20 protein-coding genes are annotated in these 25,737 nt (G+C 65.0%); 12 read left to right on the top strand and 8 right to left on the bottom strand.

The window, feature by feature from the left end:
• Positions 1-3: 3 nt before the first annotated feature.
• Together lptG and lptF are read right to left on the bottom strand one after the other, a co-directional pair.
• Positions 4-1,110: an LPS export ABC transporter permease LptG gene (gene lptG / locus LN450_RS01195; protein ID WP_008571792.1), complete on the bottom strand. Its 1,107-nt coding sequence runs from the start codon at positions 1,108-1,110 to the stop codon at positions 4-6.
• Positions 1,107-2,189 carry an LPS export ABC transporter permease LptF gene (gene lptF, locus LN450_RS01190; RefSeq protein ID WP_008571793.1) on the bottom strand — a complete coding sequence of 361 codons (1,083 nt, stop codon included), beginning with the start codon at positions 2,187-2,189 and terminating at the stop codon, positions 1,107-1,109. Before lptF ends, lptG begins: the two co-directional genes overlap by 4 nt.
• Before the next feature lie 107 nt (positions 2,190-2,296).
• Here lptF and LN450_RS01185 point away from each other — a divergent pair, with 107 nt between their 5' ends.
• The 4 genes from LN450_RS01185 (at position 2,297) to LN450_RS01170 (ending at position 7,706) form a co-directional block, all read left to right on the top strand.
• On the top strand, positions 2,297-3,769 hold the full coding sequence (locus LN450_RS01185) for a leucyl aminopeptidase (protein WP_011348593.1): 1,473 nt from the start codon (positions 2,297-2,299) through the stop codon (positions 3,767-3,769).
• The gene (locus LN450_RS01180; RefSeq protein WP_008571795.1) at positions 3,769-4,140 is read left to right on the top strand and encodes a hypothetical protein; all 372 of its coding nucleotides are present in this window, start codon (positions 3,769-3,771) and stop codon (positions 4,138-4,140) included. Before LN450_RS01185 ends, LN450_RS01180 begins: the two co-directional genes overlap by 1 nt.
• On the top strand, positions 4,140-4,565 hold the full coding sequence (locus LN450_RS01175; RefSeq protein WP_008571796.1) for a DNA polymerase III subunit chi: 426 nt from the start codon (positions 4,140-4,142) through the stop codon (positions 4,563-4,565). Before LN450_RS01180 ends, LN450_RS01175 begins: the two co-directional genes overlap by 1 nt.
• Before the next feature lie 198 nt (positions 4,566-4,763).
• On the top strand, positions 4,764-7,706 hold the full coding sequence (locus tag LN450_RS01170; RefSeq protein WP_039417228.1) for a valine--tRNA ligase: 2,943 nt from the start codon (positions 4,764-4,766) through the stop codon (positions 7,704-7,706).
• A gap of 298 nt (positions 7,707-8,004) precedes the next feature.
• Here LN450_RS01170 and LN450_RS01165 read toward each other — a convergent pair whose 3' ends face one another.
• A complete protein-coding gene (locus LN450_RS01165; protein WP_011348595.1) occupies positions 8,005-10,884 on the bottom strand; it encodes a TonB-dependent receptor in 2,880 nt (959 codons plus the stop codon).
• Between the two features lie 260 nt (positions 10,885-11,144).
• On the opposite strand from LN450_RS01165, the gene LN450_RS01160 reads away from it, so the two are divergent.
• A complete protein-coding gene (locus tag LN450_RS01160; RefSeq protein WP_039417230.1) occupies positions 11,145-13,118 on the top strand; it encodes a transglycosylase SLT domain-containing protein in 1,974 nt (657 codons plus the stop codon).
• Between the two features lie 360 nt (positions 13,119-13,478).
• Here LN450_RS01160 and LN450_RS01155 read toward each other — a convergent pair whose 3' ends face one another.
• The 4 genes from LN450_RS01155 to pssA form a co-directional block, all read right to left on the bottom strand.
• A complete protein-coding gene (locus LN450_RS01155; protein ID WP_011348597.1) occupies positions 13,479-14,558 on the bottom strand; it encodes a pectate lyase family protein in 1,080 nt (359 codons plus the stop codon).
• Positions 14,559-15,363: 805 nt separating this feature from the next.
• Complete coding sequence (rimI, locus tag LN450_RS01150; protein WP_007964194.1) at positions 15,364-15,846, bottom strand: ribosomal protein S18-alanine N-acetyltransferase; 483 nt, start codon at positions 15,844-15,846, stop codon at positions 15,364-15,366.
• A complete protein-coding gene (locus LN450_RS01145) occupies positions 15,843-16,298 on the bottom strand; it encodes an alanine acetyltransferase (protein WP_008576989.1) in 456 nt (151 codons plus the stop codon). Before LN450_RS01145 ends, rimI begins: the two co-directional genes overlap by 4 nt.
• Positions 16,299-16,320: 22 nt before the next feature.
• Complete coding sequence (gene pssA / locus LN450_RS01140) at positions 16,321-17,094, bottom strand: CDP-diacylglycerol--serine O-phosphatidyltransferase (RefSeq protein WP_008576987.1); 774 nt, start codon at positions 17,092-17,094, stop codon at positions 16,321-16,323.
• A gap of 131 nt (positions 17,095-17,225) precedes the next feature.
• On the opposite strand from pssA, the gene LN450_RS01135 reads away from it, so the two are divergent.
• The 3 genes from LN450_RS01135 to LN450_RS01125 all read left to right on the top strand — a co-directional run bounded on the left by LN450_RS01135 (position 17,226) and on the right by LN450_RS01125 (position 20,271).
• Entirely contained in the window at positions 17,226-17,627 is a 402-nt protein-coding gene (locus tag LN450_RS01135) for a DUF4124 domain-containing protein (protein ID WP_011348598.1), read from the top strand.
• 344 nt (positions 17,628-17,971) lie between these two features.
• Positions 17,972-19,666: a proline--tRNA ligase gene (locus LN450_RS01130; protein WP_011348599.1), complete on the top strand. Its 1,695-nt coding sequence runs from the start codon at positions 17,972-17,974 to the stop codon at positions 19,664-19,666.
• A 143-nt stretch (positions 19,667-19,809) separates the two neighbouring features.
• Positions 19,810-20,271 (top strand): H-NS histone family protein, encoded by a 462-nt coding sequence (locus LN450_RS01125; RefSeq protein ID WP_011348600.1) that lies wholly within the window; start codon positions 19,810-19,812, stop codon positions 20,269-20,271.
• Between the two features lie 55 nt (positions 20,272-20,326).
• On the opposite strand, the gene LN450_RS01120 is transcribed toward LN450_RS01125, so the two are convergent.
• Entirely contained in the window at positions 20,327-21,586 is a 1,260-nt protein-coding gene (locus LN450_RS01120; RefSeq protein ID WP_011348601.1) for a threonine/serine exporter family protein, read from the bottom strand.
• 51 nt (positions 21,587-21,637) lie between these two features.
• Here LN450_RS01120 and LN450_RS01115 point away from each other — a divergent pair, with 51 nt between their 5' ends.
• The 4 genes from LN450_RS01115 (at position 21,638) to LN450_RS01100 (ending at position 25,365) form a co-directional block, all read left to right on the top strand.
• Positions 21,638-22,867, top strand: a complete 1,230-nt coding sequence (locus LN450_RS01115; protein ID WP_011348602.1) for an MlaE family ABC transporter permease — start codon at positions 21,638-21,640, stop codon at positions 22,865-22,867.
• Positions 22,868-22,952: 85 nt separating this feature from the next.
• A complete protein-coding gene (locus tag LN450_RS01110) occupies positions 22,953-23,795 on the top strand; it encodes an ABC transporter ATP-binding protein (RefSeq protein ID WP_008576976.1) in 843 nt (280 codons plus the stop codon).
• Positions 23,796-23,797: 2 nt separating this feature from the next.
• Positions 23,798-24,724 carry an MlaD family protein gene (locus tag LN450_RS01105; protein WP_008576973.1) on the top strand — a complete coding sequence of 309 codons (927 nt, stop codon included), beginning with the start codon at positions 23,798-23,800 and terminating at the stop codon, positions 24,722-24,724.
• Positions 24,721-25,365 carry an ABC-type transport auxiliary lipoprotein family protein gene (locus LN450_RS01100; protein ID WP_011348603.1) on the top strand — a complete coding sequence of 215 codons (645 nt, stop codon included), beginning with the start codon at positions 24,721-24,723 and terminating at the stop codon, positions 25,363-25,365. The genes LN450_RS01105 and LN450_RS01100 overlap by 4 nt, the downstream gene beginning before the upstream one ends.
• Positions 25,366-25,737 lie beyond the last annotated feature (372 nt).

Below are 25,737 nucleotides of genomic sequence, written 5' to 3'. Positions count from 1 at the left end.
CGCTCAGCTACTACGCCTGCGGAACAACCACGCCGACACACCCAGCATCACCATGGGCGGCAGCGCATAGGCAATGCGGTAATCCAGCTTGAGGGCGCCGGCCATGCGGCCGAAGAACAGCTGCAGCAGCCAGAAACCCAGCGCGAACAGGATGCCCAGGAACAGGCGCTTGCCCAGGCCACCGCTGCGCAGCGAGCCGAACGAGAACGGGATTGCCGCCATGCACAGCGCCAGCACGTTGAGCGGATAGAACCACCGGCTCCAGTACTGATCTTCGTAATCGCGCGCGTCCAATCCATTGCGGCGACGGTATTCGATGCTCTGCTCCAGATCGTGCGCAGAAAGATTGCGCGGCTTGGCCAGGCCAGCGGCCAGCGCGGCAGGATTCAGTTGCGACTGCCACGGCAATTCGGGAAAGGTTTCGCGCTGCACCGAGCGTTCCTGGAAGGTGTCGCGACGGACCTGACGCAGGGTCCAGCGGCCGTCGCGGTGTTCGGCCACCGAGGCGTAGGTCAACTGCTGCATCCTGCCACTGGGATCAAGGTGGTAGAGCCGCACATCGTGCAGATCCAGTGCAGTGCCACCGCCATCGAGCAGCTTCTCTTCACCGCTCAATGCATTGAGGAAGGTGTCGCCCTCGCGTGCCCACAGCCCGGCGTAGCGCGAAGACGCCATATCGCTGTTGAAGCGGGCACTGGCCTTGAGCGTGTCGGCCTGGTTCTGTGCCCACGGCCCGATGGTTTCGCCACTGATCACCATGCTGGCGGTCAGCAGCGCCATCGCTGCGACAACCGAGGCGGACATGCGCTTGCGCGACACGCCCAGCGCGCGCAGCGCCGTCAGCTCGGAGGTGGCGGCCAACTGGCCCAGGCCCATCAGCGCGCCAATCACCGCGGCAGTCGGGAACAAGGTATAGGCCCGGCGCGGCACGGTGTAGGCCACGTAAGCCACCGCGTGCCCGAAGGTGTAGCTGCCCTGCCCGATGTTCTTGGCTTCGCTGGCGAAGGCGTTGACCAGATCCAGCCCCAGCAGCACCGCCCAGGTCAGCAGCACGGTGAACAGCACCACGCGACCGACATACCAATCGTGGACCCGCGGCGTCAGCTTCATGCGCGCGCCCCCGGCCGACGCACGCGGCCATCGCGCGCATACGCCCACACCGCCACGGCCAGCAGCGGCAGCGTCAACCACCACAGGCCCAGCGCCGCCGGAGTCTTGCCATTGGCGATCCACTGGGTGCCGACGATCATCAGATTGGTGCCCACCATGTAGGCCAGAAACGCCAGCATGATCCGGCCATAACGCTGTTGCCGCGGCGCACTGCGCGACAACGGCAAGGTGAGCAAGGCAAACGCCAGCGCCAGCAACGGCGGCGCCAGGCGCTCATGCAGCTGGGCGCGCGCGGCAGGGCGCTCGTCGGACAGCAGCTGGGTGGTCCACATCACTTCGGGGTCGTTGGCATCGTGCACGCGGGTGCGGTCTGGCAGGGCGATATCGCTGCTGGCGAACTTCATCAAGCGGTAGTCCAGGGTCGCGCCGCTCGCCGGGCCCTCGGTGCGGTAGCCATCGTCCAGGCGCAGGTAACGGTCGGTCTTGCCTTCGAAGAACATCGCGCCGCGGTCGGCGGTGACCACATCGATGCGGTCGTTCTGCTGGCGCTGCATGAAGACCTTGCCCAGGCCCTTGCCGTCGGCAGAGATCGTTTGCAGGTAGACCACCCCGCCGCCGGACAACGGCGTGAACTGGCCCGACTCCAGGCCGGCCATCAGCACGCTGCGGTTGGCATCTTCCAGCATCGCCTCGGCGGTACGGCTCGCCCAGGGGCCCAGCCACAGCGAGCACAACCCGATGACCACCACCACCGGCACCACCAGCATCAGCATCGGCCGCAGCATGCGCCTGGGGCCCACGCCAATGGCGGTAATGACGGCCATTTCTGAATCGCGGTACAGCCGCGCCAGTGCCAGCAGCAGGCCCAGCATCAAGGCCAGCGGCAGGATGATGGGCAGATACGCCACGAATTGCAGCCCTACCTGCGACAGCAGCAAGCGCGCCGGGATGCGGCCGTCGGCGATATTGCCGAGGATATCCACCAGCACGCCGCCGACGCTGACGACCAGCAGCACGATCAAGGTGGCCAGGAAGCTCTGGGTGAAATCGCTAAGCAGGTATCGATCGAGCTTCGGCATGGGGTGGGCTTGTTTTAAACTCTCGGATTCGTTCGCGGCGCCGCCAGCCTAGTCCGGTTGGCGTAAACAGCCCGCGATTGTACGGATTTGCCTACGGAATCTGATCAATGGCCCTGCAATTCACCCTGAACCAAGACGCGCCGGCAAGCGCTGCCGTCGACTGCATCGTGGTTGGCGTGTTCGCCGACAAGACCCTTTCGCCCGCTGCCCAGGCGCTGGACAGCGCCAGTCAGGGTCGCTTGACGGCCTTGGTCGCGCGCGGCGACGTGGCCAGCAAGACCGGCAGCACCACGCTGCTGCACGACCTGCCCGGCGTCACCGCGCCGCGCGTGCTGGTGGTCGGCCTGGGCGAAGCCGGCAAGTTCGGCGTGGCGCCCTACCTCAAGGCCGTCGGCGATGCGACCCGCGCGCTGAAGACCGGCGCGGTCAGCACCGCCCTGCTCACCCTGACCGAACTCAGCGTCAAGGCCCGCGATGCGGCCTGGAACATCCGCCAGGCGGTGACCGTTAGCGACCATGCCGCCTACCGCTACACCGCCACACTGGGCAAGAAGAAGGTGGACGAGACCGGCCTGACCACCCTGGCGATTGCCGGCAACGACGCCCGCGCGCTCGCCGTGGGCGTGGCTACCGCCGAAGGCGTGGAATTCGCCCGCGAGCTGGGCAACCTGCCGCCGAACTACTGCACCCCGGCCTACCTGGCCGAGACCGCCGCCGCATTTGCCGGCAAGTTCCCGGGTGCCGAAGCCGAGATCCTGGACGAGGCGCAGATGGAAGCGCTGGGCATGGGCTCGCTGCTGTCGGTGGCACGCGGCTCGGCCAACCGCCCGCGCCTGATCGTGCTGAAGTGGAACGGCGGCGGCGACGCGCGCCCGTACGTGCTGGTCGGCAAGGGCATCACCTTCGATACCGGCGGCGTCAACCTCAAGACGCAGGGCGGCATCGAGGAAATGAAGTACGACATGTGCGGTGGCGCCAACGTCATCGGCACCTTCGTGGCCACGGTCAAGGCCGAGCTGCCGATCAACCTGGTGGTGGTGGTGCCGGCGGTCGAGAACGCCATCGACGGCAACGCGTACCGCCCGTCGGACGTGATCACCAGCATGTCCGGCAAGACCATCGAAGTCGGCAATACCGATGCCGAAGGCCGCCTGATCCTGTGCGATGCACTGACCTACGCCGAGCGCTTCAACCCCGAGGCGCTGGTGGACGTAGCCACGCTGACCGGCGCCTGCATGGTCGCGCTGGGTCACCAGACCGCCGGGCTGATGAGCAAGCACGACGACCTGGCCAACGAGCTGCTGGCCGCCGGCGAGCACGTGTTCGACCGCGCCTGGCGCCTGCCGCTGTGGGACGAATACCAAGGCCTGCTGGATTCCACCTTCGCCGACGTCTACAACATCGGCGGCCGCTGGGGCGGCGCGATCACCGCCGGCTGCTTCCTGTCGCGCTTCACCGAGAACCAGCGCTGGGCGCATCTGGACATTGCCGGCGTGGCCAGCGACGAAGGCAAGCGCGGCATGGCAACCGGTCGCCCGGTCGGTCTGCTGACCCAGTGGTTGCTGGATCGCGCCGCCTGATGTCGCCGCGCGCTGCACTGGCGCTCATCGCTGGCTTCTCCGTCGTGAATGGAGCCGCCAGCGCGGTGCCGGGCTGGACCAGCCCCGGCATCGATCTGCTCTGGATCGTCGTGCAGCTGTTGCTGTTGTTTGTGTGGCTGGCGGCCGACAGCCGCCGGCTTGGCTACCGCCGGCCGGCCTGGATGAATATCGGCATCGTGGCCTTGGCTGTGCTGTTCCTGCCGGTGTACCTGTACCGCTCGCGCCCGCCCGGGCGCCGCCTGCGCGCATTCGGCGGCCTGCTGTTGGCCGTGCTCGGCTGTGCGGCCCTGTTCGTGGCCGCCGGCATGACCACCGAATTGTTGCTCTCCTCCCGCTTTGTGACCGCCTGATGCCCCGTGCCGACTTCTACCTGATCGCCAAGCCGCGCTTCCTCAACGAACCGCTGCGGCTGGTCTGCGAGCTGGCGCGCAAGGCCAACGACGCCAACCTGCCCACCTTGATCCTGGCCCGCGATACGCAGCAGGCCGAGGCGCTGGACGACCTGCTGTGGGCGTTCGACGACGAAGCCTACGTGCCGCACCAGATTGCCGGCACCGATGAGGAAGACGAACTGGCCCCGGTGCTGATTGCCGCCCCGGAGTTCGCCGCCCCCTCGCGCCCGCTGGTGATCAACCTGCGCGACGACCCCTATCTGGGCGCCTGCGACCGCGTGCTCGAAGTGGTGCCGGCCGACCCCGCTGCCCGCGAACCGCTGCGCGAACGCTGGAAACAGTACAAGGCCCTGGGCCTGGAACTGACCAAGTACGACATGTGAGTGCGGCGGGGATTGGGGAGTTGGGATTGGGGATTCGTAAAGCAGATCTTGCGTCTCCAACGACTGCATCCAACCTCAGACAGCCGATCTTCGCTCCGCAGCACGAACACCGACGTTGACGAGTGGATTGCCGGTGACTCTCGCCGGCCCCATGACGCAACCAATCCCGAATCCCGAACAACGAATCCCGGCGCCCCTATGACCACCCTCGCCTCCAGCTACGACCCCTCTTCCTTCGAATCGCGCCTGTACGCGCAGTGGGAGGCAGCCGGTTATTTCGTGCCGTCCGGCAAGGGTGAGCCGTACACCGTGCTGCTGCCGCCGCCGAACGTGACCGGCACGCTGCACATGGGCCACGCGTTTCAGCAGACGTTGATGGATGCATTGGTGCGCTATCACCGCATGCGCGGGTACGACACCTTGTGGCAGGTGGGCACCGACCATGCCGGGATCGCCACCGAGATGGTGGTCTCGCGCAATCTGGCGCTGGAAGGCAAGGGACAAACGCGCGATTCGCTGGGGCGCGAGGGCTTCATCGCCAAGGTGTGGGAGTGGAAGGCCGAATCCGGCGACACCATCGAGCGCCAGATGCGCCGGCTGGGCACCTCCAGCGATTGGTCGCGCAGCACCTTCACCATGGACCCGCAGCCGTCGGCCGCGGTCAACGAAGCGTTCGTGCGCTGGTACGAGCAGGGCCTGATCTACCGTGGCCAGCGCCTGGTCAACTGGGACCCGGTGCTGAAGACCGCGATCTCCGATCTGGAAGTGGAAAACGTCGAAGAAGACGGCTTCCTGTGGTCGATCCGTTACCCGCTGGCCGATGGCGTCAGCTACGAACACGTCGAGCACGACGCCGACGGCAACGAGACGCTGCGCGAAACCCGCGATTATCTGGTGGTGGCCACCACGCGCCCGGAAACCATGCTGGGCGATACCGCGGTGATGGTGCACCCGGAAGATGCGCGTTATCTCACGCTGCATGACGCCCGCATCGTGTTGCCGCTGACCGGCCGGCACGTGCCGGTGATCACCGACGATTATGTCGACCGCGCCTTCGGCACCGGCGTGGTCAAGGTCACGCCTGCGCATGACTTCAACGATTACCAGGTGGGAGAGCGACATAATCTTCCCCTGGTAAACCTTTTCACCGTAGATGCGAAGATCATCGATCCACGCGAGCAGTATCCGGACGATGAATATCCCGTCGTCGATCAGGGGATTGATTGGCGGGAGCTCAATCAGGTCCAACGCAGGCGTACCGGCCAACATTTCGCCTACTCGATTCCATCCGCCTATGTCGGCCTGGACCGCTACGAAGCACGCAAGCTCGTATTGGCCCATCTGGAAGACGAAGGTCGATTGGTCGAAACCAAACCGCACAAGCTGCAGGTGCCGCGCGGCGATCGCACCGGCCAGGTCATCGAGCCCTACCTCACCGACCAGTGGTTCGTGAAGATGGATGCGCTGGCAAAGCGCGGACTGGAGCTGGTCGAAAGCGGCCAGATCAAGTTCGTGCCGCCGAACTGGATCAACACCTATCGCCATTGGATGGAGAACATCCAGGATTGGTGCATCAGCCGCCAGCTGTGGTGGGGCCATCGCATCCCGGCGTGGTTCGACGAGGCCGGCACGTGCTACGTCGGCCACGACGAGGCGGAAGTGCGCGCCAAACACGGCCTGGGTGCCGACGTCGCGCTGCACCAGGACAGCGACGTGCTGGAAACCTGGTTCTCCTCGCAGCTGTGGCCATTCTCCACGCTGGGCTGGCCGGATGCGCAGGCGATGGCCGAGCGCGGCTTCGCGCGTTATCTGCCGTCGTCGGTGCTGGTCACCGGCTTTGACATCATCTTCTTCTGGGTGGCGCGCATGATCATGGCCACCGACAGCTTCACCGGCCAGGTGCCTTTCCGCGATGTCTACATCACCGGTCTGATTCGCGATGCGCAAGGCCAGAAGATGTCCAAGTCCAAGGGCAACGTGCTCGATCCGCTGGACATCATCGACGGCATCAGCATCGAGGATCTGGTCGCCAAGCGCACCCATGGCCTGATGCAGCCGCGCATGGCCGAGAAGATCGAAAAAGCCACGCGCAAGGAATTTCCGGACGGCATCATCGTCCACGGTGCCGATGCGCTGCGCTTCACCATCGCCGCGCTGGCCACGCATGGCCGCGACATCAAGTTCGATCTGGGCCGCGCCGAGGGCTACAAGAACTTCTGCAACAAGCTGTGGAACGCCACGCGCTTCGTGTTGATGAACACCGAAGGCGCACGCTTTACCGGCGTGCCGCAGCCGCGCACCGAAGCGGAAAAGTGGATTTTGGCGCGCCTGGACAAGGCCACCGCTGAAACCCACGCGCATTACGCCAACTATCGCTTCGACCTGCTCGCGCAGTCGTTGTACGAATTCGCCTGGAACGCGTTCTGCGACTGGTTCGTGGAGCTGGCCAAGCCGGCGCTCAACAACCAGGACGCCGACGCGGCCGCCAGCACGCGCCACACGCTGCTGTATGTGCTGGAGTCGTTGCTGCGTCTGTTGCACCCGCTCACCCCGTTCGTCACCGAAGAGTTGTGGCAGCAGGTCGCGCCGCGCCTGGGCATCACCACTGCGACGATCTCGTTGCAGAGCTTCCCGCAGCCCGGCGATGTCGACACCAGCAGCTATGCCACCGCTGAAGCCGATGTCGAATGGCTCAAGTCGATGGTGTCGGCGCTGCGTCGCGTGCGCAGCGAATTGAACGTGCCACCGTCCAAGCAGGTGCGCCTGCTGCTGCAGGCCGACACTGCCGACGACCGCCCGCGCGTTGCCCGCTTCGCCTCGCAGCTGTCGTTCCTGCTCAAGCTCGAACGCATCGACTGGCTGGACGCTGGCCAGGACACACCGCCGTCGGCCGCCGCCATCGTCGGCGAACTCACGCTGCTGGTGCCATTGGAAGGCTTGGTCGACATGGATGCCGAACGCACCCGCCTGGACAAGGAAATCAAGCGCGTGGAAGGCGAGATCGCCAAGTGCAACGGCAAACTCGGCAGCGCCACCTTCGTGCAGAACGCACCGGCCGCCGTGGTCGAACAGGAGCGTGCGCGCTTGAACGACTGGACCACGCAGCTCACCGGCCTGCGCGAGCAGCGCGCGAAGATCTGAAGCGGTTGATCAGCTGCTAGCGTATCGAGGGCGTAGTGCCCTCGCCGCTGGCGGGACCAGCCGTTACATCAGCATGTCCGTCATGTCTTGATTGCAGACATGCGCACCGACCAGCTCGACTGGTCCTTGCCCGCCCACCGTCGCGGAACCCTTGGCGGCATGGATGCCGCCAAGGAGCCTAAGGACGTACTTGCGGCGTGTCCTGCGCCTGCGATGGTGGGCGGGCGACGACCCTGCATTAAAGTCGCAGCGCCAGTGCCCTTTTGCCAACGCATCGCACCAGCCAGGCGCCGTTGGACTAGAACTTCAAATCCACACGCGCATACCAGAAGCGTCCGCCGGGAATATCGTAGGTGGATGCGTCGTAACCATTGAGGGAGCACGACAGGCAGATCGGCGGATCCTTGTCGAAGACGTTGTTCAAGCCGGCCGTGAGTTGCAGGCCCTTGAGCCAATCGATGCGATAGCCCACCTGCGCGTCGTGATAGGTGATCGCATCCAAGCGGTTGGTTCCCACCGACGGATCCGAACACACCGCAAACTCCACCGCGTCACCGCACTGCTCGGTGAGCTTGGAAATGTGCCGCGCAGTCCACGAAGCCGTCCAGTTACCCAGCGACCAATCCAGTACCGCGTTGCTGGTCCACTCCGGAATTGCGCTGTCCACCACCTCGATGCCAGGCCCTTGCGGCTGTCGCTGACCCGCCGCACCCAGCGCCTCGTAGCGGCCTACCAAAGTGTTCTGCCACGATAGTTTGAAGCGCCCGAATGCGGTTTGCGGCAAGGTCCAGAATAGATCCACGTCCCAGCCGTCGGTCTTGATCGAGCCCAGGTTGGTCAAGCGGTTATTGAAGGCGTTGATGCCGCCGGTGGATGCCCGGCCGATGCCATCGCAGTACAACGCATCCAGCGTATCCACGCACAGATCCAGCTGCGTCTGCGCATTGATCGCCTGGATCGCGCCATCCACATGATGGCGATAGAAGGTCACCTCCAGGTCGAGGCGGTCGGACCAGCTGGCATCGCTAGCAAATCCCGGGCTGAAGACGAAGCCCGCACTGAAACTGCGCGAACGCTCCGGATCAAGTTGCGCGTTACCGCCGGTGGTGACCGAGATCTGCTGGTTGGCCTGCTGATAACCGGCAGGCACACCGAGTGCTGCGCAGCTAGCCGCACTGCCGCGCGGCGCCGTACCGCCCAGACCGATCGAGCACGGATCCGACAACTGCAGGTCCGCACGCGCCGCCGAACCGAACAACTCGCCGATGGTGGGCGCCCGGAAGCCTTCGGCATAACTGGTGCGCAACACGAACTCATCGGTGACCTGCCAACGCAGGCCGTACTTGGGCGTGAATTCGCCACCGAATGTCGAATAGTCCGAATAGCGCCCGGCGATATTCAGATCGAGTTTGTCGCCCAATGCCGAGTTGGCGAAGATCGGAATATTGAGTTCGAGATAGGCTTCGTTGACGTCGTAGCTGCCTGCCGTGGGTAAGGAGGGCACGCCGTTGTAACGCCCGGCCACGGTGAGCGGATCGGGCTGATAAGAGCCTTCGTACTTGCGGTATTCGTAACCGCTGGCGAACGACACCGCACCGCCGGGCAACTGGAACAACTCGCTGCTGAGATTGGCGGTGAACAGGCTCAATTCGTTCTGGCTGCGGTCGCGCACCACCGGTTGGATCCAGCGCAACATCTCCGGCGTGATGCTGCCGGCACCGCTGAAGATATCCAGCGGCACGCAGCCGGCCACGGCCGCGCAGGCAGCCGGGTCGCCCAGCGCCAGGTTGATGTTGTAGAGGTTGTAGCTGCCGTAGTTGGTTTGCTCGGCCTTGTTCTTGCTGTACATGCCGTTGACGTCCCAGAACCAGGTTCGCCCTGCGCCTTCGAACGTGCCGACCAGGCCGGTGCCGAAATATTGGGTATCGACCTGTTGCTCGTAACGCCGCGGCCCGCCTTCCACCGGCCTGCGACCGATCTGGATCAGATTGGTGGCCGAATCCAGATCGAATCCGAACGGGTTGAACGGATTGAGCGCGGAGATCACGATGTTGTCGGCCAGCGGGTTGCCGGTACCGGCATCGGGCCCGAGGAAGATGGGCTCCGGTGCGGCCTGGTTGGTCGATTCGCGCCGGTTGCCCAACGCCTTGACGTACCACTGCACGTCGTCGTTGAAGTAATAGCGGAACTGTGCAAACACGCCCTTGCGCTCGGACGGCGTCAGCAACAGGTTCTGCTCGGCAAAGTTGTAGCGGTCTGCGGTGCCGAAGCAGTGATAGTCGTCGCTGCGCGTGCAACCGCCGCTGCCATCGTATTGCGGTGTGCCCACGCCGGCATTGGGCGTGAGGTTCTGGCGCACGCCGGTGTTGGGATCGACGAACTGGAAGCGGCCATCCGGCGTTGCCGAGCTGGCGAAGGTCAGCCCGGTGCCAGGAATCGGGAAGCGGGCCTGCGCACGATCGCGCGCATAGATCGGATCCTGTTTGACGTAGCTGGCGCCCAAAAACAGGCTGAAATCCTCTCCGCTCTTACCCCAGGCCAGATCCATGCCCTGGTTGGCGCCATCGCCCTTGCCGTACTGCCCGTAGTTGAGCGTGACCTGCGCACCGTCGAACGTGCGACGGGTGATGATGTTGACCACACCGGCAATCGCATCCGAGCCGTACAGCGACGAGGCGCCGTCTTCGAGCACTTCGATGCGCTCGACGATCGCCAGCGGAATGGTGTTGAGATCGGTGGACGAACCCACGCCGGAGGCGGAGGATTCGTTGACCCAACGAATGCCATCCACCAACACCAGCACACGCTTGGAACCGAGATGGCGCAGATCCACCTGCGCCGAGCCTGCACCCACGCCACTGCCATCGGGCGGAAAGCCGAAGTTGCCGGACGAATTGAACTTGGCATTGAGCGCCGAACCGGACGCGGTGAGCTCCTGCAGCACTTCGCCGATGGAGGTCAGGCCGGTGCGTTCGATATCGGCACGATTGAGCGTCTGGATCGGTACCTGGCCCTGCAATTCGGCGGTCTTGATGCGCGTGCCGGTGACCTGCACGCTGTCGAGCGTGCGCGTGTTCGGTGCGGCCTCGGGCTGTTGCGCCCAGGCCAGTGTGGGAATCAGACACAATGACAACTGCACGGCCAGGCATGACCGACGGGGGCCAATCAGACGCTTCATCCTTTCTCTCTCCAGAAAAATTCTTGAGTGTCCGCACGCCCCCGTGCCCTGCGGTCCTTCCCAATTCTTAAACGAAACATTAACGCATCGCAACTGGCGGTGCAGCAGCGCACCGCGCGACAGCGGTCGCAACAAGGTGTCATCTGCACGCACGCGCGTGCTCGACCCATAGCGCTTGCAAGCGAAGACTTTCCTCACTATCACGCGCAAGCGACGCGCATTCACTCAGGCGCTCAGGCGTGCTTGGGTATCATCACTTCATGACTTATGCCCCCCGCCTTGCCACTGTTTTCATCGGCCTGCTGTGCCTTGGCAGCACCGCATTGCACGCGCAAACCCTCGACCCGCAGCTGACTGCAATGCGCGATGCCATCGCGGCCGCAGAGCGCGGCCAGACCGATGCCGGTCAGCTCGCTGCGCTGAGCCGCCATCCGCTGTATGGATGGCTGGAATTTGCCACGCTCAAGCGCACTATCGACACTGTCTCCAACGCGCAGGCGCAAGCATTCTTGCAGCGCTACGCCGGCCAGCCTGTGGCTGAAAGCTTCCGCAGCACGTGGTTGCCGGCAGTGGCGCGGCGGCAGGACTGGAACACGCTGCTGGCCAACTGGAAGTCCACCGACAACGTTGGCCTGCGCTGCGCGCAACTGACCGCGCGCCTGGCCACTGGCAAGGCCGATGCCCAATGGAGCCGCGATGCGCTGACGCTGTGGCGCAACGGCAAGGCGCTGCCCGATGCTTGCGATGCAGTGGTTGCCGGGCTAGAATCGCGCGGTGAACTCACGCCGGCGCTGCGCTGGGAACGTGTGGAAGCTGCTGCCGATGCACAACAGCCTGCAATCATGCGTACGGCCGCACGCGGGCTACCCGCCGCCGATCTGGCCCTGGCCACCGATTACGCTGCATTTCTCGACAAGGTCCACCCGCGTGCACTAGGTTGGCCCAAGACCGAGCGCAGCCGCCGCATCGCGGTGGACGGGCTGGCCAAGTTGGCCAAGAGCGATCCCGACGCTGCCGAGCAGCAGCTACCGCAACTTGCCGGTGCGCTCGGCTTCAGCCAGGCGCAGCGTGGGCAGGTGCTGTACCAGATCGCATTGTGGACCGTCGCCTCGTACCTGCCGGACTCGGCGCGTCGGCTCAATGCCGTACCGGACGCGTCCTACGACGAACGCCTGCACGAATGGCGTGCACGTGAGGCGATGTCGCGCGGCGATTGGCCGGCGGCATTGGCCGCGATTCGCAAGATGCCGGCGAGCCAGCGCAGCGACTCACGTTGGCAGTACTTCGAAGCCCGCCTGGCCGAAAAGACCGGCGCTGCTGCGGCGGCCCAGCCGCTGTATCGCGCCGCCGCGCAATCGCCGACCTTCCACGGATTCCTGGCCGCCGACCGCCTGCAGCAGCCTTACCGGCTGTGCCCCTGGGAGCCCAACGACAGCGCGCAGGCGAAGGCCGCTGTTGCGCGCGACCCGGCCCTGGTCCGCGCAATCGCGTTATTTCAGATCGACCGCCCCGGTTGGGCCGTGGCCGAATGGAACGATGCCGCCACCCGCTTCGACGACACCCAGCGCCGTCTGGCAGTGGAAGTTGCCGGCGACAACGGCTGGTTCGACCGTGCGGTGTTCGCGCTCGGCAAGCAGCCGGACGAACAACGGCTGTATGCGTTGCGTTTTCCGCTGCACCACGACGACAGCATTCGTCGCGAGGCCGCCAAGAATGCGATCGACCCAGCCTGGGTGGCTGCGGAAATTCGTGCCGAAAGCATCTTCAATCCGCGCGCGCGCTCGCCGGCCAACGCAATGGGCCTGATGCAGGTGTTGCCTGGCACTGGCGCGGCCGTCGCCAAGGGGATCGCCCTGCCCGGCTATGCGGGTGCCACCAGCCTCTATGAGCCGGACACCAACATCGCCATCGGCACGGCGTATCTGCGCCAGTTGCTCAACACCTACGTACTGCCCTACCTCACCATTGCCGCCTACAACGCAGGTCCAGGCCCCACCGGGCGCTGGCAGTCGCAGCGGCCGAATTTCGAGCCGGACTTCTGGATCGAAACCATCAGCTACAAGGAAACCCGCGACTATGTCGCGCGCGTGTTGGCCTTCAGCGTGATCTACGACTGGCGCCTCAATGGCGACATGCTGCCGCTCAGCGACCGGCTCATGGGCAAGCTGGTGGACAAGCGCTTGAAGCCGGTCTGTACCCCGGGCCAGGCAGGCAATAACACCACGCAGGATTGAGTGACGCCAGGTGCCCTGCACGGTTGCAGGGCCTTGGCGAGTGCGTAGCGCCGTCATTGCGTACGGCAGCTGACGCAGCATGGACGCCGCGCAGGGACGGGCAAGGATGTACCTGCAGCGCGTCCAGCGATCATGGATAGGCTTGGATAGGTTAAGGGTGCTGCAAGCAGCTCCCGACTGCCCGTTGCAACGCCGCTACTTCCGTGAGACCCCACATCGCCACGCGGAACGCACAACGCCCGCATCACTGCGGGCGTTGTGCAACGACGTACGGCGCTGACTTTGCAACCCTGCAACCAGTGGCGGTTAGAGCTTGCCGGCGCCTGCCTTGGCCTTGACGTCTGCAGCGACCTTGTCGGCCTAGAGCGGGTTGTAGGTATAGGGCGGGGTCCAGCCGATGTTGGTATTCCACGAGCACGACAGCGCCTTGCCATTGAGCAGGGAACCCTGATCGCGATACACGCTGCCACCATAGTCGGCGGCAATCTTGTCGCAGCTGCTGACACCGCTGATCTCGAACACGTTGCGCTCGGAGAAGATCTTCGACTCCTTGCCCACGCCATGCGCGTAAGAGAACGGATAGACCTTATTGCTGGTGCTGCCGACGTGGTAGTTGTTGTACAGATGCACCTGACCGAAGCGCACACGCGGGGCGCGCGCGGAAATGTTTTCGAACAGGGTGTTATGAATGGTGACCTTGAGCTTGCCGCTGTCGGTACTGGACGCGCTGTCGCTGGAGCCGATCAGGTTGTTCTTCTCGTGCGACTTGAAGGCCGAATACGAGACGGTGACGAAATTGGCGCCTTTCTTGATGTCCATCGCGCCATCGTGGTGCTGTTTCGGACGGCCATTTGCGGTGCCGTTCTGATCGTCAGTCCTGCGGCCATCGGTGAAGGTGACATGGTCCACCCACACGTTGCTGGCGCCTTCCACGGTCAGGCCGTCGTACTCCGCATTCCAGTTGCCGGCGCTGCCGTCATCCGGGTCCCAGACCGGTTCCGGGTCCCATGGATTTTCGATGGTGAGGTTGCGGATGATGACGTCGTTGGCCTTGACGTACATGTAGCCTTCGCGGATTTCCGCGTTGCTGGTGATGCCTATCAAGGTGGTCTTGGTCGGAATATCCAGGCGCGCACGTGACTTCATGTCCGAGGTCTTGGTGTACGGCTTGCCTTCGCTGACATCGATGATGCCGCTGACCTTGATGATGCGTCCGTTGCTACCGACGCTTGCGCTCAATGCAGCTTTCAACTCGGCGGCATTCTTGACGGTGTAGATATTGGCGGCAGCCGCTTTGGAGCCGCCCTTGGTGCCGCCGTTCTGGGTTGCCCAGCCCGTGGTTGCAACCTCCAACGCCGCATCGGCATAGGCAACGCCGGTGAGCAGCAACGACCCAACGAACAGCGACGCGGCGGCCGCCGTCGAAAATTTCGGCTTCATCTTGATCTCTCCCTCAGATGGGTTCGATGCGCCACGCAGCGGCGCACCCCTGGCCCAGCAGACTCGGAACGTATTATTCAGCTGTGGAATATTCCATTCCGCGGAACCGATACTAGGAGCATTGCAACCGCTTGTATCTAGACGTTTTTCGGACATGCATGCGTAATCACGCAAACGCTTGCGAGACACAAAAGAAGAGACAAAACGCTGCGATCAGGACACACGGAGACAGCGCAAGGACACTGCAACGCAGCAAGATTGGGTGTCACGCCATGCGGGGTGCCACGCGAGAAAGCGCGCCACCGTGCAAATACCTGTATTTTTCGGCGCGCTCGTCGTTGCAATCCATTGCCGCGCTGCGGCATTGGACATACACCGCAACGAAAAAAGCGCTTATCGGCCCATGGCGAAACATTCGCCACCTCGCAGACGGACGTATCTGCCAACGCCCTGCGCGAAGCGCAAACCCATCGCCGCAGTGTTGCCGGCATTCCACATGACCACGTTGGGATCGATTGCACAGGCGCAGCATTGTGTTGACCCCACGCGTTTTGATACGCATGGGTCAGCGCTGCCCTTAATCAATTGGGCTACCGTTTCGCTGCGGACCTCATCAAGCCGGGTGGTAGTGCGCAAGACCAGCCCGTTGGGCAAGCGTGATGCCACACGGGCCATGCGCAGGTGCGTCACGCAACCGCTCAGCGCAAGCATCGAATCGAAAAACCATCAGCGCCGGCATCCAGCGCAGCAATCGCGCACCGCAGCGACGCCAACCAGCCGCATCCTCAACGACGAGTGCGTGCGCTCAGGAAAACCCTTCGAAGAACAATTCGATCGCCATCACCAACGCGTCTTCGCGCCCGGTGTGGGATGGGTAATAGCGCGGGCGCCGGCCGATTTCGTTGAAGCCTTCGGAGTGGTACAGCGCGATCGCCGATGGATTGGACGGGCGCACTTCCAGGAACGCGCGCCGCGCACCGCGATCGCAGGCGCCCTTGATCAGCGCGCGCAGCAACACGCGACCGTGTCCTTGCGATTGCGCCTCCGGTGCGATGCAGACGTTGAGCACGTGCGCCTCGTCGGCGGCGATACTGATCACGCCATAGCCGATGACACGGCCGCCCTGCTCCATCACCCAGCCGGGGTACCCGGCCTGCAGGCAGTCGCGAAAGATGTTGCGCGTCCACGGAAATGGATAGGCGCGCAGCTCGATCTCCATCACCGCATCCAGGTCGCTCTCGCGCATGGCGCGCAGCGAGGTTGGTTGCGGCGCGTTCAATGCGCTCACGCCGGGTCCCGGCGCCGACGCAGCGCGCGCAGCTGCGGCCACAGCGCACGCTTGGCGGCCGGATTGCCGCGCAGTTCCGCCAGCGGCCAGGAGGCCATCAAGGCCTGGGTCGCAGGATCGCCCGGATTGCAGCCGGACGCGCGCAGCAAGGCCATCTGCAGGCGATCCGGCATGCCGACACGGCTGCGCCGTTGCGGCGCCGACGCTGGCGCAGTGCTGGGCGCGCGGGGCGCTTGGGCCGGTGCCGCCGGTGCATTCCGCCGCGCAACGGGCGCATTGGCCGTTGCAGGGTACGGCGCACGTTCCATACGCGTCGGTGCGGCCGTGGGTGCGCGCTCGGCAACCTCGACAGGCGCCGGCAATGCATCGACCGCAGCGCGATCCAGATACACGGTGTGCCCCAACGCCTGCAGATAGGACACCTGCAGATCGGACCACATCGGCTCGCTCATCGCCTCGCTCACGAAAACCGGCTCATGGCAGCTCGGGCACGCGCCGCCAGCGTCGCCACAACCACATCAACGGACCCGACAAGGCGTACAGAACCCCGATCACCAGCAACGAGCGCGCCAGATCGATCACCAGCAGCGCAATCACCACCGTGGCGATCGCCAGCGCCAGGAACGGCACGCGGTCGGCACGCGGGCCGCGCGCGCCGCCCTTGAAGCTCCAGAACCGGATCCGGCTGACCATCAGCAACGCCGCCACCACCGTGACCGCCAGCGCCACATAGCGCAGCTGCTCGCCATCGAAGCCCAGGCTGTCGTCGGCGAAGGCCCAAACGAAGGACATCATCAGACCAGCCGCCGCCGGGCTGGCCAGGCCGATGAACCAGCGTTTGTCGACCACGCCGACCTGGGTGTTGAAGCGCGCCAGCCGCAGCGCCGCGCAGGCCGCATACAGGAAGGCAGCCGACCAACCGACCCGGCCCATCACGCTACTGTCGTACTTCAGTGCCGACAGCGACCAGTGGTACATCACCAGCGCGGGCGCCATGCCGAAGCTGACCAGATCGGCCAGCGAGTCGTACTGCACACCGAATTCGCTGCTGGTATTGGTCAGACGCGCCACCCTGCCATCCAGCCCGTCCATCACCGCAGCCACGAACACCGCCATGGCGGCCTGGACGAACTGTCCATTGGCGGCGGCGATGATGGCGTAGAAACCGGAAAACAGCCCGGCGGTGGTGAACAGGTTCGGCAGCAGGTAAATCGTGCGCGAGCGCGGGGGCGGTCTCATCTCATCCATCCGCCAAGTGTAGGGCCTGAGGTCTGTCCGGCGGTAGCGCGCTGGCTGGTTCAGCGCCCTGCGCGCCCATCACTTGCCAGCGCCCGCTGCGGATGCTGCAATCGCGGCGGGAATCATCCAGGGGAAGCCACATGCAGCTGTCGTCCGGGCTTTGCGCCCTGTTGATGCTGGTCAGCGCCGCCGCCGGCGCGACCGATCTTTATAAGTGGAAGGACGCCAAGGGCGTGACCCACTACACCGAAACCCCGCCACCGACCGGCCAGCGCTATGAAGCGCGCCGAATCGATGCGCGCAGCGGCACCGCCGCCATCGCTGCAGCAGAGACGGCCGCGCCCGAATCGGCCGACTGCCTCACCGCGCGCCGCAATCTGGAACTGCTCAGCGGCAAGGGCGAGGTCTCCATGGCGGCCGGCGCCGATAGCAAGCCTGGCGCCGTCCTGGACCAGGAAGCCCGGGCGACCCAGAGGAACCTGGCCGACGCCGCCGTCAAGGCCTATTGCAAGCCGGCAGCCCCAGGCGGCCCGGCCACCTGAGCCGGGAAAAGCTCCCAGGGGACGGGAGTTGCCGTCCCGCCGCAGGGCTGCGGTTCAGCGCCTGGTGCCGCGGCCACCGGCAGAGCCAGCGCGCCCGACCCGATGGCAACACATGCGTAGGTGGTGGCAAGCGCGGCCCGGGGAGCTGCACCAGCGCCGGGCACCGGTGATGGATGCATGCGGACGACCGCGCGGCCTACGGCGCACATGCGCCGGCAAGCCTGCCACTCGAGCCGCCCCGCAGGGGCCTGCGCCGGCCAGCGACAACCGGCAACGCGCGCCTGGCAATGACCGGCAGGGCGCGAGGCTGGCAAACTAGCGGCTTTCCGCCCAAGCGAAGCCCGATGCGTCTTTCCCAGTTCCACCTGCACACCACCAAGGAAACCCCGGCCGACGCCGAGTTGGTCAGCCACCGTCTGATGCTGCGCGCGGGCATGATCCGCAAGCTGGCCTCCGGGCTGTACACCTGGTCGCCGCTGGGCCTGCGCGTGTTGCGCAAGGTCGAAGCCATCGTGCGCGAAGAGATGAACCGCGCCGGCGCAGTGGAAGTGCTGTTTCCCACCATCCAGCCGCGCGAGCTGTGGGACGCTACCGGGCGTTGGGAGAAGTTCGGCGGGCAGCTGCTCAAGATCAAGGACCGCAAGGAACAGGAGTTCTGCTACAGCCCCACCGCCGAAGAGGCCGCGGCCGAATTCGCGCGCCAGGAAATCAACAGCTACAAGCAGCTGCCGCTGAATTTCTATCAGATCCAGACCAAATTCCGCGATGAGATCCGCCCGCGCTTCGGCGTGATGCGTGCGCGCGAGTTCCTGATGAAGGACGCGTATTCGTTCCATCTCACTGACGAGGACATGGCACGCGAATACGACAACATGCGCGCCGCCTATACGCGCATCTTCACCCGCCTGGGACTGGATTTTCGCGCCGTGCAGGCCGATTCCGGCGCCATCGGCGGCGATGCATCGCAGGAATTCCACGTCATCGCCGACTCCGGCGAGGACTCGCTGGCGTTCTCCACCGGTTCCGATTACGCCGCCAACGTGGAAACCGCCAGTGCGGCACCGCCGGCCCCGCGCGCCGCGGCCAGCGAAGCAATGCAGCAGGTGGCAACGCCCACCCAGAAGACCTGCGAAGACGTGGCCCAGTTGCTCGGCATCGCGCTGCAGCGCACGGTCAAGTCGGTGGCGGTGATGACCCAGGCCGGCTTTGTGCTGGTACTGGTGCGTGGCGACCACGCGGTCAACGAGATCAAGCTGGCCAAGGTGCCCGGTCTGGCCGATTACCGCCTGGCCAACGAAAGCGAAATCCGCGAACACCTCGGCTGCGAGCCGGGCTTCCTGGGCCCGGTCAACACCGCGCGCCCGGTGCGCGTGGTGGCCGACCGCGATGTCGCCGCACTGGCCGATTTCGTGGTCGGCGCGAATGTGTCCGGCGCCCACCTGGTCGGCGTCAACTGGGGCCGCGACCTGCCCGAACCGGAAACCGTGGCCGATGTGCGCAACGTGGTCGAAGGCGAACGCGCGGCAGACGGCGGTGAACTGCGCCTGGCTCGCGGCATCGAGGTGGGCCATGTGTTCCAGCTTGGCAGCCAGTACGCGCAGGCGCTGCAAGCCACTGTCATCGACGAAGGCGGCAAGGCGGCGGTGATGAAGATGGGCTGCTACGGCATCGGCATTTCGCGCATCGTGGCCGCGGCGATCGAACAGAACCACGACGATGCCGGCATCATCTGGCCCGCGCCGATGGCGCCGTGGCAGGTGGTGGTCTGCGTGATCAATCCCAAGCAGGACCCACAGGTGCTCGCCGCCGCACAGGCCTTGCTGGACCAATTGCTTGCCGCCGGCCTGGATGCCGCCCTGGACGATCGCGGACTGCGCCCGGGCGCCATGTTCGCCGATATGGAACTGCTGGGCATTCCGCATCGGGTGGTGGTCTCGGAACGTGGATTGGCGGCTGGCACATTTGAATATCGCGCCCGTACCGCCGATGCAGCGGAAAGCCTGGATAAAGCAGCGTTATTCTCCCGCCTGGGGCATTGATCAAACCCCGGGTATCGGCTTCAAATGGATGAACACAAAGCGCCGAATTATTTCGGCGCATTTGTCACACCGGTTTTCTCACTTTATGATGGCCACCGCTGCCATGGACCGGCATTCTTTTTCTCTCATCTTCCGGAGCAGTGATGTCGATCGATCTTAGTGGCCTGTCGGCCAAGCAGTTGAGCGCCCTGATCAAAAATGCAAAGAAGCAGCAGACCGTGGTTGCCAAGCGCGCGCCGATCGCCAAGGTCCGCACGCAGCTGGTCCGCGCTGCAAAAGCCCAGGGTTATTCCATCGAAGAATTGTTTGGCGCTTCTGCCAGTGCCGGTCCGGGCCGTCCGGCCGGTGCCGGCAAGCCGGGTCCGCGTGCCGGCCGCAAGCTGGGCAAGGTGCCGCCGAAGTATCGCAACCCCGCCAACGCCCAGGAAACCTGGACCGGCCGTGGCAAGCAGCCGCGCTGGCTGGCCGAGTTGACCGCCGCCGGCAAGAAGGTGGAAGACTTCCTGATCAGCAAGGTCGGCGGTGCGAAAAAAGCAACCGCCAAGAAGTCCTCGCCGCGCAAGGCCGTCACCAAGCGCGCCGCCAAGAAGTCCAAGGCTGCCTGATTCAAACCAATAAAACGCCGGCCATGCCGGCGTTTTTATTGCGGGGTGTTTGCCCTTATAAATTCTTGCGGGCCGGAATGAGCAGATTGCCAAACAGCAATCCGGCCATCAATGCCATCACGATATTGGTCACCGCCAAGAGTGCGGCTTGTCCGACGCTGACATCCTGTTGCTGCACCAAGGTCAAAAAGCCACGCAAACTGACGCTCCCGGGCACCAGCATGATGATGCCGGGCAACCGGATCAGCGCACCGGGCTTGTGGACCACGCGCCCGAATAAATTGCCCGCAGCGGTCAATGCCATTGCCGAAGCGAATACCCCGGCCGGACCACCCCAGGCATGTCCTGCATAACGCGCGATGACATAACCTGACATGGCCGCCGCCATGATCCATAAATAATCGCGTCGATTGGCCTTGAACAGGACCGCGAACGCATAAGCGGCCACCACCAGCGAGGCCCATTCCACCCAGCCGGCCTGCGGCCGCAGGGCGGCCCCCTGGGGATGCAGGCCAACCAGTTGGGTCAGGGTCACCGCAATGACCGCACCTACGGTCAGCTTGAGCACCGTGGTGACCGCACCGGCCAGACGCGCGGTGCCGGAGACCCAATGCTGGCTGGCCAGCTCGTTGAACGCATTGGTCAATGACATGCCCGGCAGTAGTACCACCAGCGAAGCGATGATCACCGTGTTGAGGTTCAACGGCCCGATCAGCGAGGCCACCAGCGCGGCCACCACGCCCGCCAGCAGACCGGCCAGCGCCTCGCCGGCTTCCTTGGTGGCAGCGCGCTTGTCGGTGTACTGGGTGAGCAGGCCGATCGACATGCCGATCGCCCCGGCCGTGGCGATATCCAGCCATGGCAGCTTCCAGAGCCCGGCCACGCCGGCGGCGGCCAGCCCGAACGCCAGCACCTGCAGGGTCTTGCCGCGCCGGTCCACCTCGCGGTCCAGCCGGCGCAATGCGGTGTGTCCTTGCGCGATGCTCATGCGGCCGTTGGCCACGCTGTCGGCCACATAATCGGCCACGCTGAGCTTGTAGAGATCGTTTTCGCCCGGCGCGAGGCGAATCACCCGGGTGATGTCGCTGGAACCGATCGCCTTGGTGGGGTCGCTGAAGCTCAGGATGATGCCAGTGGGGTTGGACCAGGGCTCGCAGTCCAGGCCCAGCTTCTGCGACAACCCCACCACCGCTGCTTCCAGCCGCTGCGCGGTGGTGCCATAGGAATGCAGGCGCCCGGCAATTTCGGACACGAAGGCGACGCGCTGGGCGTAGGTGGCGCTGGCGGAAGGGAGGACGACGGTGGCAGCGGACATGCGTGGCGGGTCGGATCGGAGAAACGCCGTGTCCGGCGAGGCCGCCAGTGTATGCCGCAGCGCGCGTACCCGGCGCCCTCATCGACGGCCATCGGCACACCGCTGCGGTTGCGTCCCCATCCGTCGCTCACATTGGCCCTGTATGCTGGCGCCACGGACAGGCCACCCATGATCAAACCGCAACCTCCACGCATCGAACAAGACTCGCAGGATCAGGCACAGGTCCGCCTCGTTGGCAGTTGGGTCCTGGCGACCGCCCTGCCCCAGGCAGAACTGCTGCAGGCCGTACCCGACGGGGTGCGCCGCATCGACGCGCGCGGCATCCAGCAGCTGGATTCGGCCGGCGTACTGCAGCTGCTGCGCTTTGCCGGCCGCATGGGCCTGAAGGAAGACGCGATCGATTTCCGCGATGAGCACCAGGCACTGGTGTGCACCATTGAGGAACTCAACGACGAGCGCCCCAAGCCCAAACGCGATTACGGCTTCGTCGCCGCGCTCGACCGCCTGGGCCGGGCCACGCATCGCGTCGGCCAGGACATCCTGGAGTTGAACAGTTTTCTGGGCGAAAACCTGGTCAAGATCATGCGGCTGATCCACGAGCCGCGGCGCTTCCGGCTAACCTCCACCGTGCATCACATGGAGCAGGTGGGCCTGGACGCGGTGCCGCTGGTGGTGCTGCTGTCGTATCTGGTGGGCGCGGTGATCGCCTTCCTGGGCTCGACCATCCTGCGCGACTTCGGTGCGGAAATTTACGTGGTGGAGCTGGTGTCCATCGCCTTCCTGCGCGAATTCGCGGTGCTGCTGACGGCAATTGTGTTGGCAGGCCGCACCGCCAGCGCCTTCACCGCGCAGATCGGCGCGATGAAATCGCGCGAGGAAGTGGACGCGATCCGCACCCTGGGCCTGGACCCGATCGACCTGCTGGTGATCCCGCGCCTGCTCGCGCTGATCTTCACCCTGCCGCTGCTGACCTTCATCGCGATGATCGCCGGCCTGGCCGGTGGCGTCACCGTGGGCGCGTTCGACCTGGATATTCCGCCGCAAATGTATCTGGCGCGCATGCACGAAACCATCCAGTTGCGGCATTTCCTGGTCGGGCTCTCGAAGGCGCCGCTGTTTGCGCTGGTGATCGGCCTGATCGGCTGCCTGGAAGGGCTGAAGGTCAGCGGCACCGCGCAATCGGTGGGCGAACGCACCACGTCCTCGGTGGTGCAGACGATTTCCCTGGTCATCATCCTCGACGCGATCGCGGCGTTGTGGTTCATGAAGATGGGGTGGTGATGAAGCCGGGATTGGACATGCGTGATTCGGGATTCGTACAAAGCCGCAGCGCGGCGCTTGCACTGGTATTGGAGAGGAAGGTGCTGTGACCACTCCCGAATCCCCACTCCCCAATCCGGGCCCACAGGCCGAGGCCGACGACGAACAGCTGGCGATTTCCGTGCGCGGGCTCACCAACCGTTTCGGTAGCCAGACCGTGCACGAAGACCTGGATCTGGATGTGCGGCGCGGCGAAATCCTCGGCGTGGTCGGCGGTTCGGGCACCGGCAAGTCGGTGCTGATGCGCAGCATCCTGGGCCTGCGCGATCCCGATGCCGGCAGCATCCAGGTGCTGGGCGCGGACGCGCGCTCGGGCCGGTTCGCCGACCGCCAGCACATCACCCGGAACACCGGCGTGCTGTTTCAGGACGGGGCGCTGTTTTCGTCGATGACCGTGGGCGAAAACGTGCAGGTGCCGCTGAAGGAACACCATGGCGAGTTTCCCGAGCGCTGGTATTTCGAACTGGCGCTGCTGAAGATCAAGCTCGCCGGCCTGCCGGCCGATGCGCTGGACAAGCTGCCTTCGCAATTGTCCGGCGGCATGCGCAAGCGTGCCGGACTGGCACGTGCGCTGGCGCTGGATCCACCGTTGCTGTTCCTGGACGAACCCACCGCCGGGCTGGACCCGATCGGTGCGGCCGCCTTCGACCGTCTGATCCGCACCTTGCAGCAGGCCCTGGGCCTGACCGTGTTCCTGATCACCCACGACCTGGATACGCTGTACGCCATCTGCGACCGCATCGCGGTACTGGCCGACCGCAAGGTGATCGCCAACGCGCCGCTGGCCGAGGTCGAGCAGATCGATCACCCCTGGATCCAGGACTATTTTCACGGTCCGCGCGCCCGCGCCGCGCGCGCGGCCAAGACCGACTCCACCGAGACCGCCTGAGCATGGAAACCAAAGCCAATTACGTCCTGATCGGCGCCTTCACCATCGTGGCCGGCCTGGCCCTGCTGCTGTTCGGGCTATGGGCCGCCAAGTACTCCTCCGACCGCACCTGGCAGCAATACCGGGTGGTGTTCCGCGAGGCAGTGACCGGCCTGTCGGTCGGCAGCCCGGTGCAGTACAACGGCATCGCGGTCGGCTCGATCACCGAGCTGACCCTGGCGCCGAACGACCCGCGGCAGGTGGTCGCGCATGTGCGCGTCAACTCCACCACGCCGATCAAGAGCGACACCCGCGCCAAGCTGGCGATCACCAGCCTGACCGGCCCGTCGATCATCCAGCTCTCCGGCGGCACGCCCGAAGCGCCGGCGCTGACCAGCATCGACAAGAGCGACGCGCCGATCATCCAGACCACCCCGTCGGCGCTGCAGAACATCACCGACACCGCCAATCGCATCGTCGAGCGCATGGACCAGATGCTCTCGGACAAGAATGTGGCCAGCATTTCGGCCACGCTGCAGAACCTGGAGAAGATCAGCGGTGGCATCGCCGATCGCGACGAAGGCATGCAGGCACTGATCGTCAGCGCGCGCGACGCCGCGCGCAATCTGGACACCACCCTGACCACCACCAACGGCACCATCAAGCGGCTGGACCAGAACCTGGTACAGCAGCTGCCGGGCATCCTGGAAAAACTCGATGCCACCCTGGTCAAGCTGGATTCGGCCGCCGGCAATGCCGACAACATCCTTGGCGAGAACCGCGCGGCCATCAATAGTTTTGCCAACGATGGGCTGGGCCAGCTCGGCCCCACACTGACCGAATTGCGCGGCCTGATCCGCGACCTGCGCCGGGTCAGCGACAAACTGGACAACAACCCTGCGCGCTACCTGCTCGGCCGCGACGCACCCAAGGAGTTCGAACCGAAATGACTGCTATGCGTGTGTTGCGTCCCCTGTTGTGCGTGTCGTTGCTGGCGCTGGGCGGCTGCTCGGTGCTGGCCGGAGGCGACAAGAAGCCGGCCACCATCTACGCCCCGACGGTGCGCGTGACGCCCAATCCCACCTGGCCGCAGGTGACCTGGCAGCTGGTGGTGGCCAAGCCCAGCGCCGCACGCGTTATCGACAGCCCGCGCATCAATGTGCGCCCGACCCCTGGCGAACTGCAGGTCTACCACGGCGCTGGCTGGGCACAGCCAGCCACCGACATGCTGGAAGACAGCGTGGTGCGCGCGTTCGAAGACTCCGGCAAGATTGCCGCGGTGGCCCATATCGGCACCGGCATCCGCTCGGACTACAAGCTGGCGATCGACCTGCGCCGCTTCGAATCCGATTACGCCGGCCAGTCGCTGCCCTCGGCCACGATCGAGCTCAACGCCAAACTGCTGCATTCGACCGACCAACGCGTGGTCGCCTCGCGCACCTTCCTGGTCGCGCGCCCGTCCACCGGCACCGATACCGCCGCAGTCGCGGTGGCTTTCGAGCAGGCGCTGACCCAGATCACCACCGAGCTGGTCGGCTGGACGCTAACCGCCGGGCAACAGGACAGCCAGAACGTGCCGCGTTCGTTGTAAGCGCAAGCGACAGGCTTGAAGCGGCTGACAGGCGACGTCACGCCGGTCTCTTGCAGAGCGGCTGATCTGTGCCATGGCTGCAGGGCGCTTACCCGCCCACCATCGCCAGCCACGCTGCAAGTACGTCCCTGCATGCTTCCTGGCGGCATCCATGCCGCCAAGGGCTCGGCGAGGCTAGGCGGGCAAGGACCAGTTGAGATGCTCGGTGTGCACAGCTTTCAAAAAAGCACGTAGCGGCTTCTCGACGCGGTCTGCTCGTTCTTCAACACAGCAGCCAGTCGACTGTCTGGGCGGGGCGTCCTCGCTCTTCAATCACGTCATCAATGCACTTTCTGGTGCGGTGTCCTTGCCGCTTGCGGGACCGTTGGCGGC

Origin of the sequence: Xanthomonas euvesicatoria pv. euvesicatoria, assembly GCF_020880415.1 — a bacterium.
GTDB classification, from domain to species: Bacteria; Pseudomonadota; Gammaproteobacteria; order Xanthomonadales; family Xanthomonadaceae; genus Xanthomonas; species Xanthomonas euvesicatoria.
The sequence above is the reverse complement of the archived record's forward strand: the minus strand, read 5'-3'. Positions and strand labels throughout refer to the sequence as shown.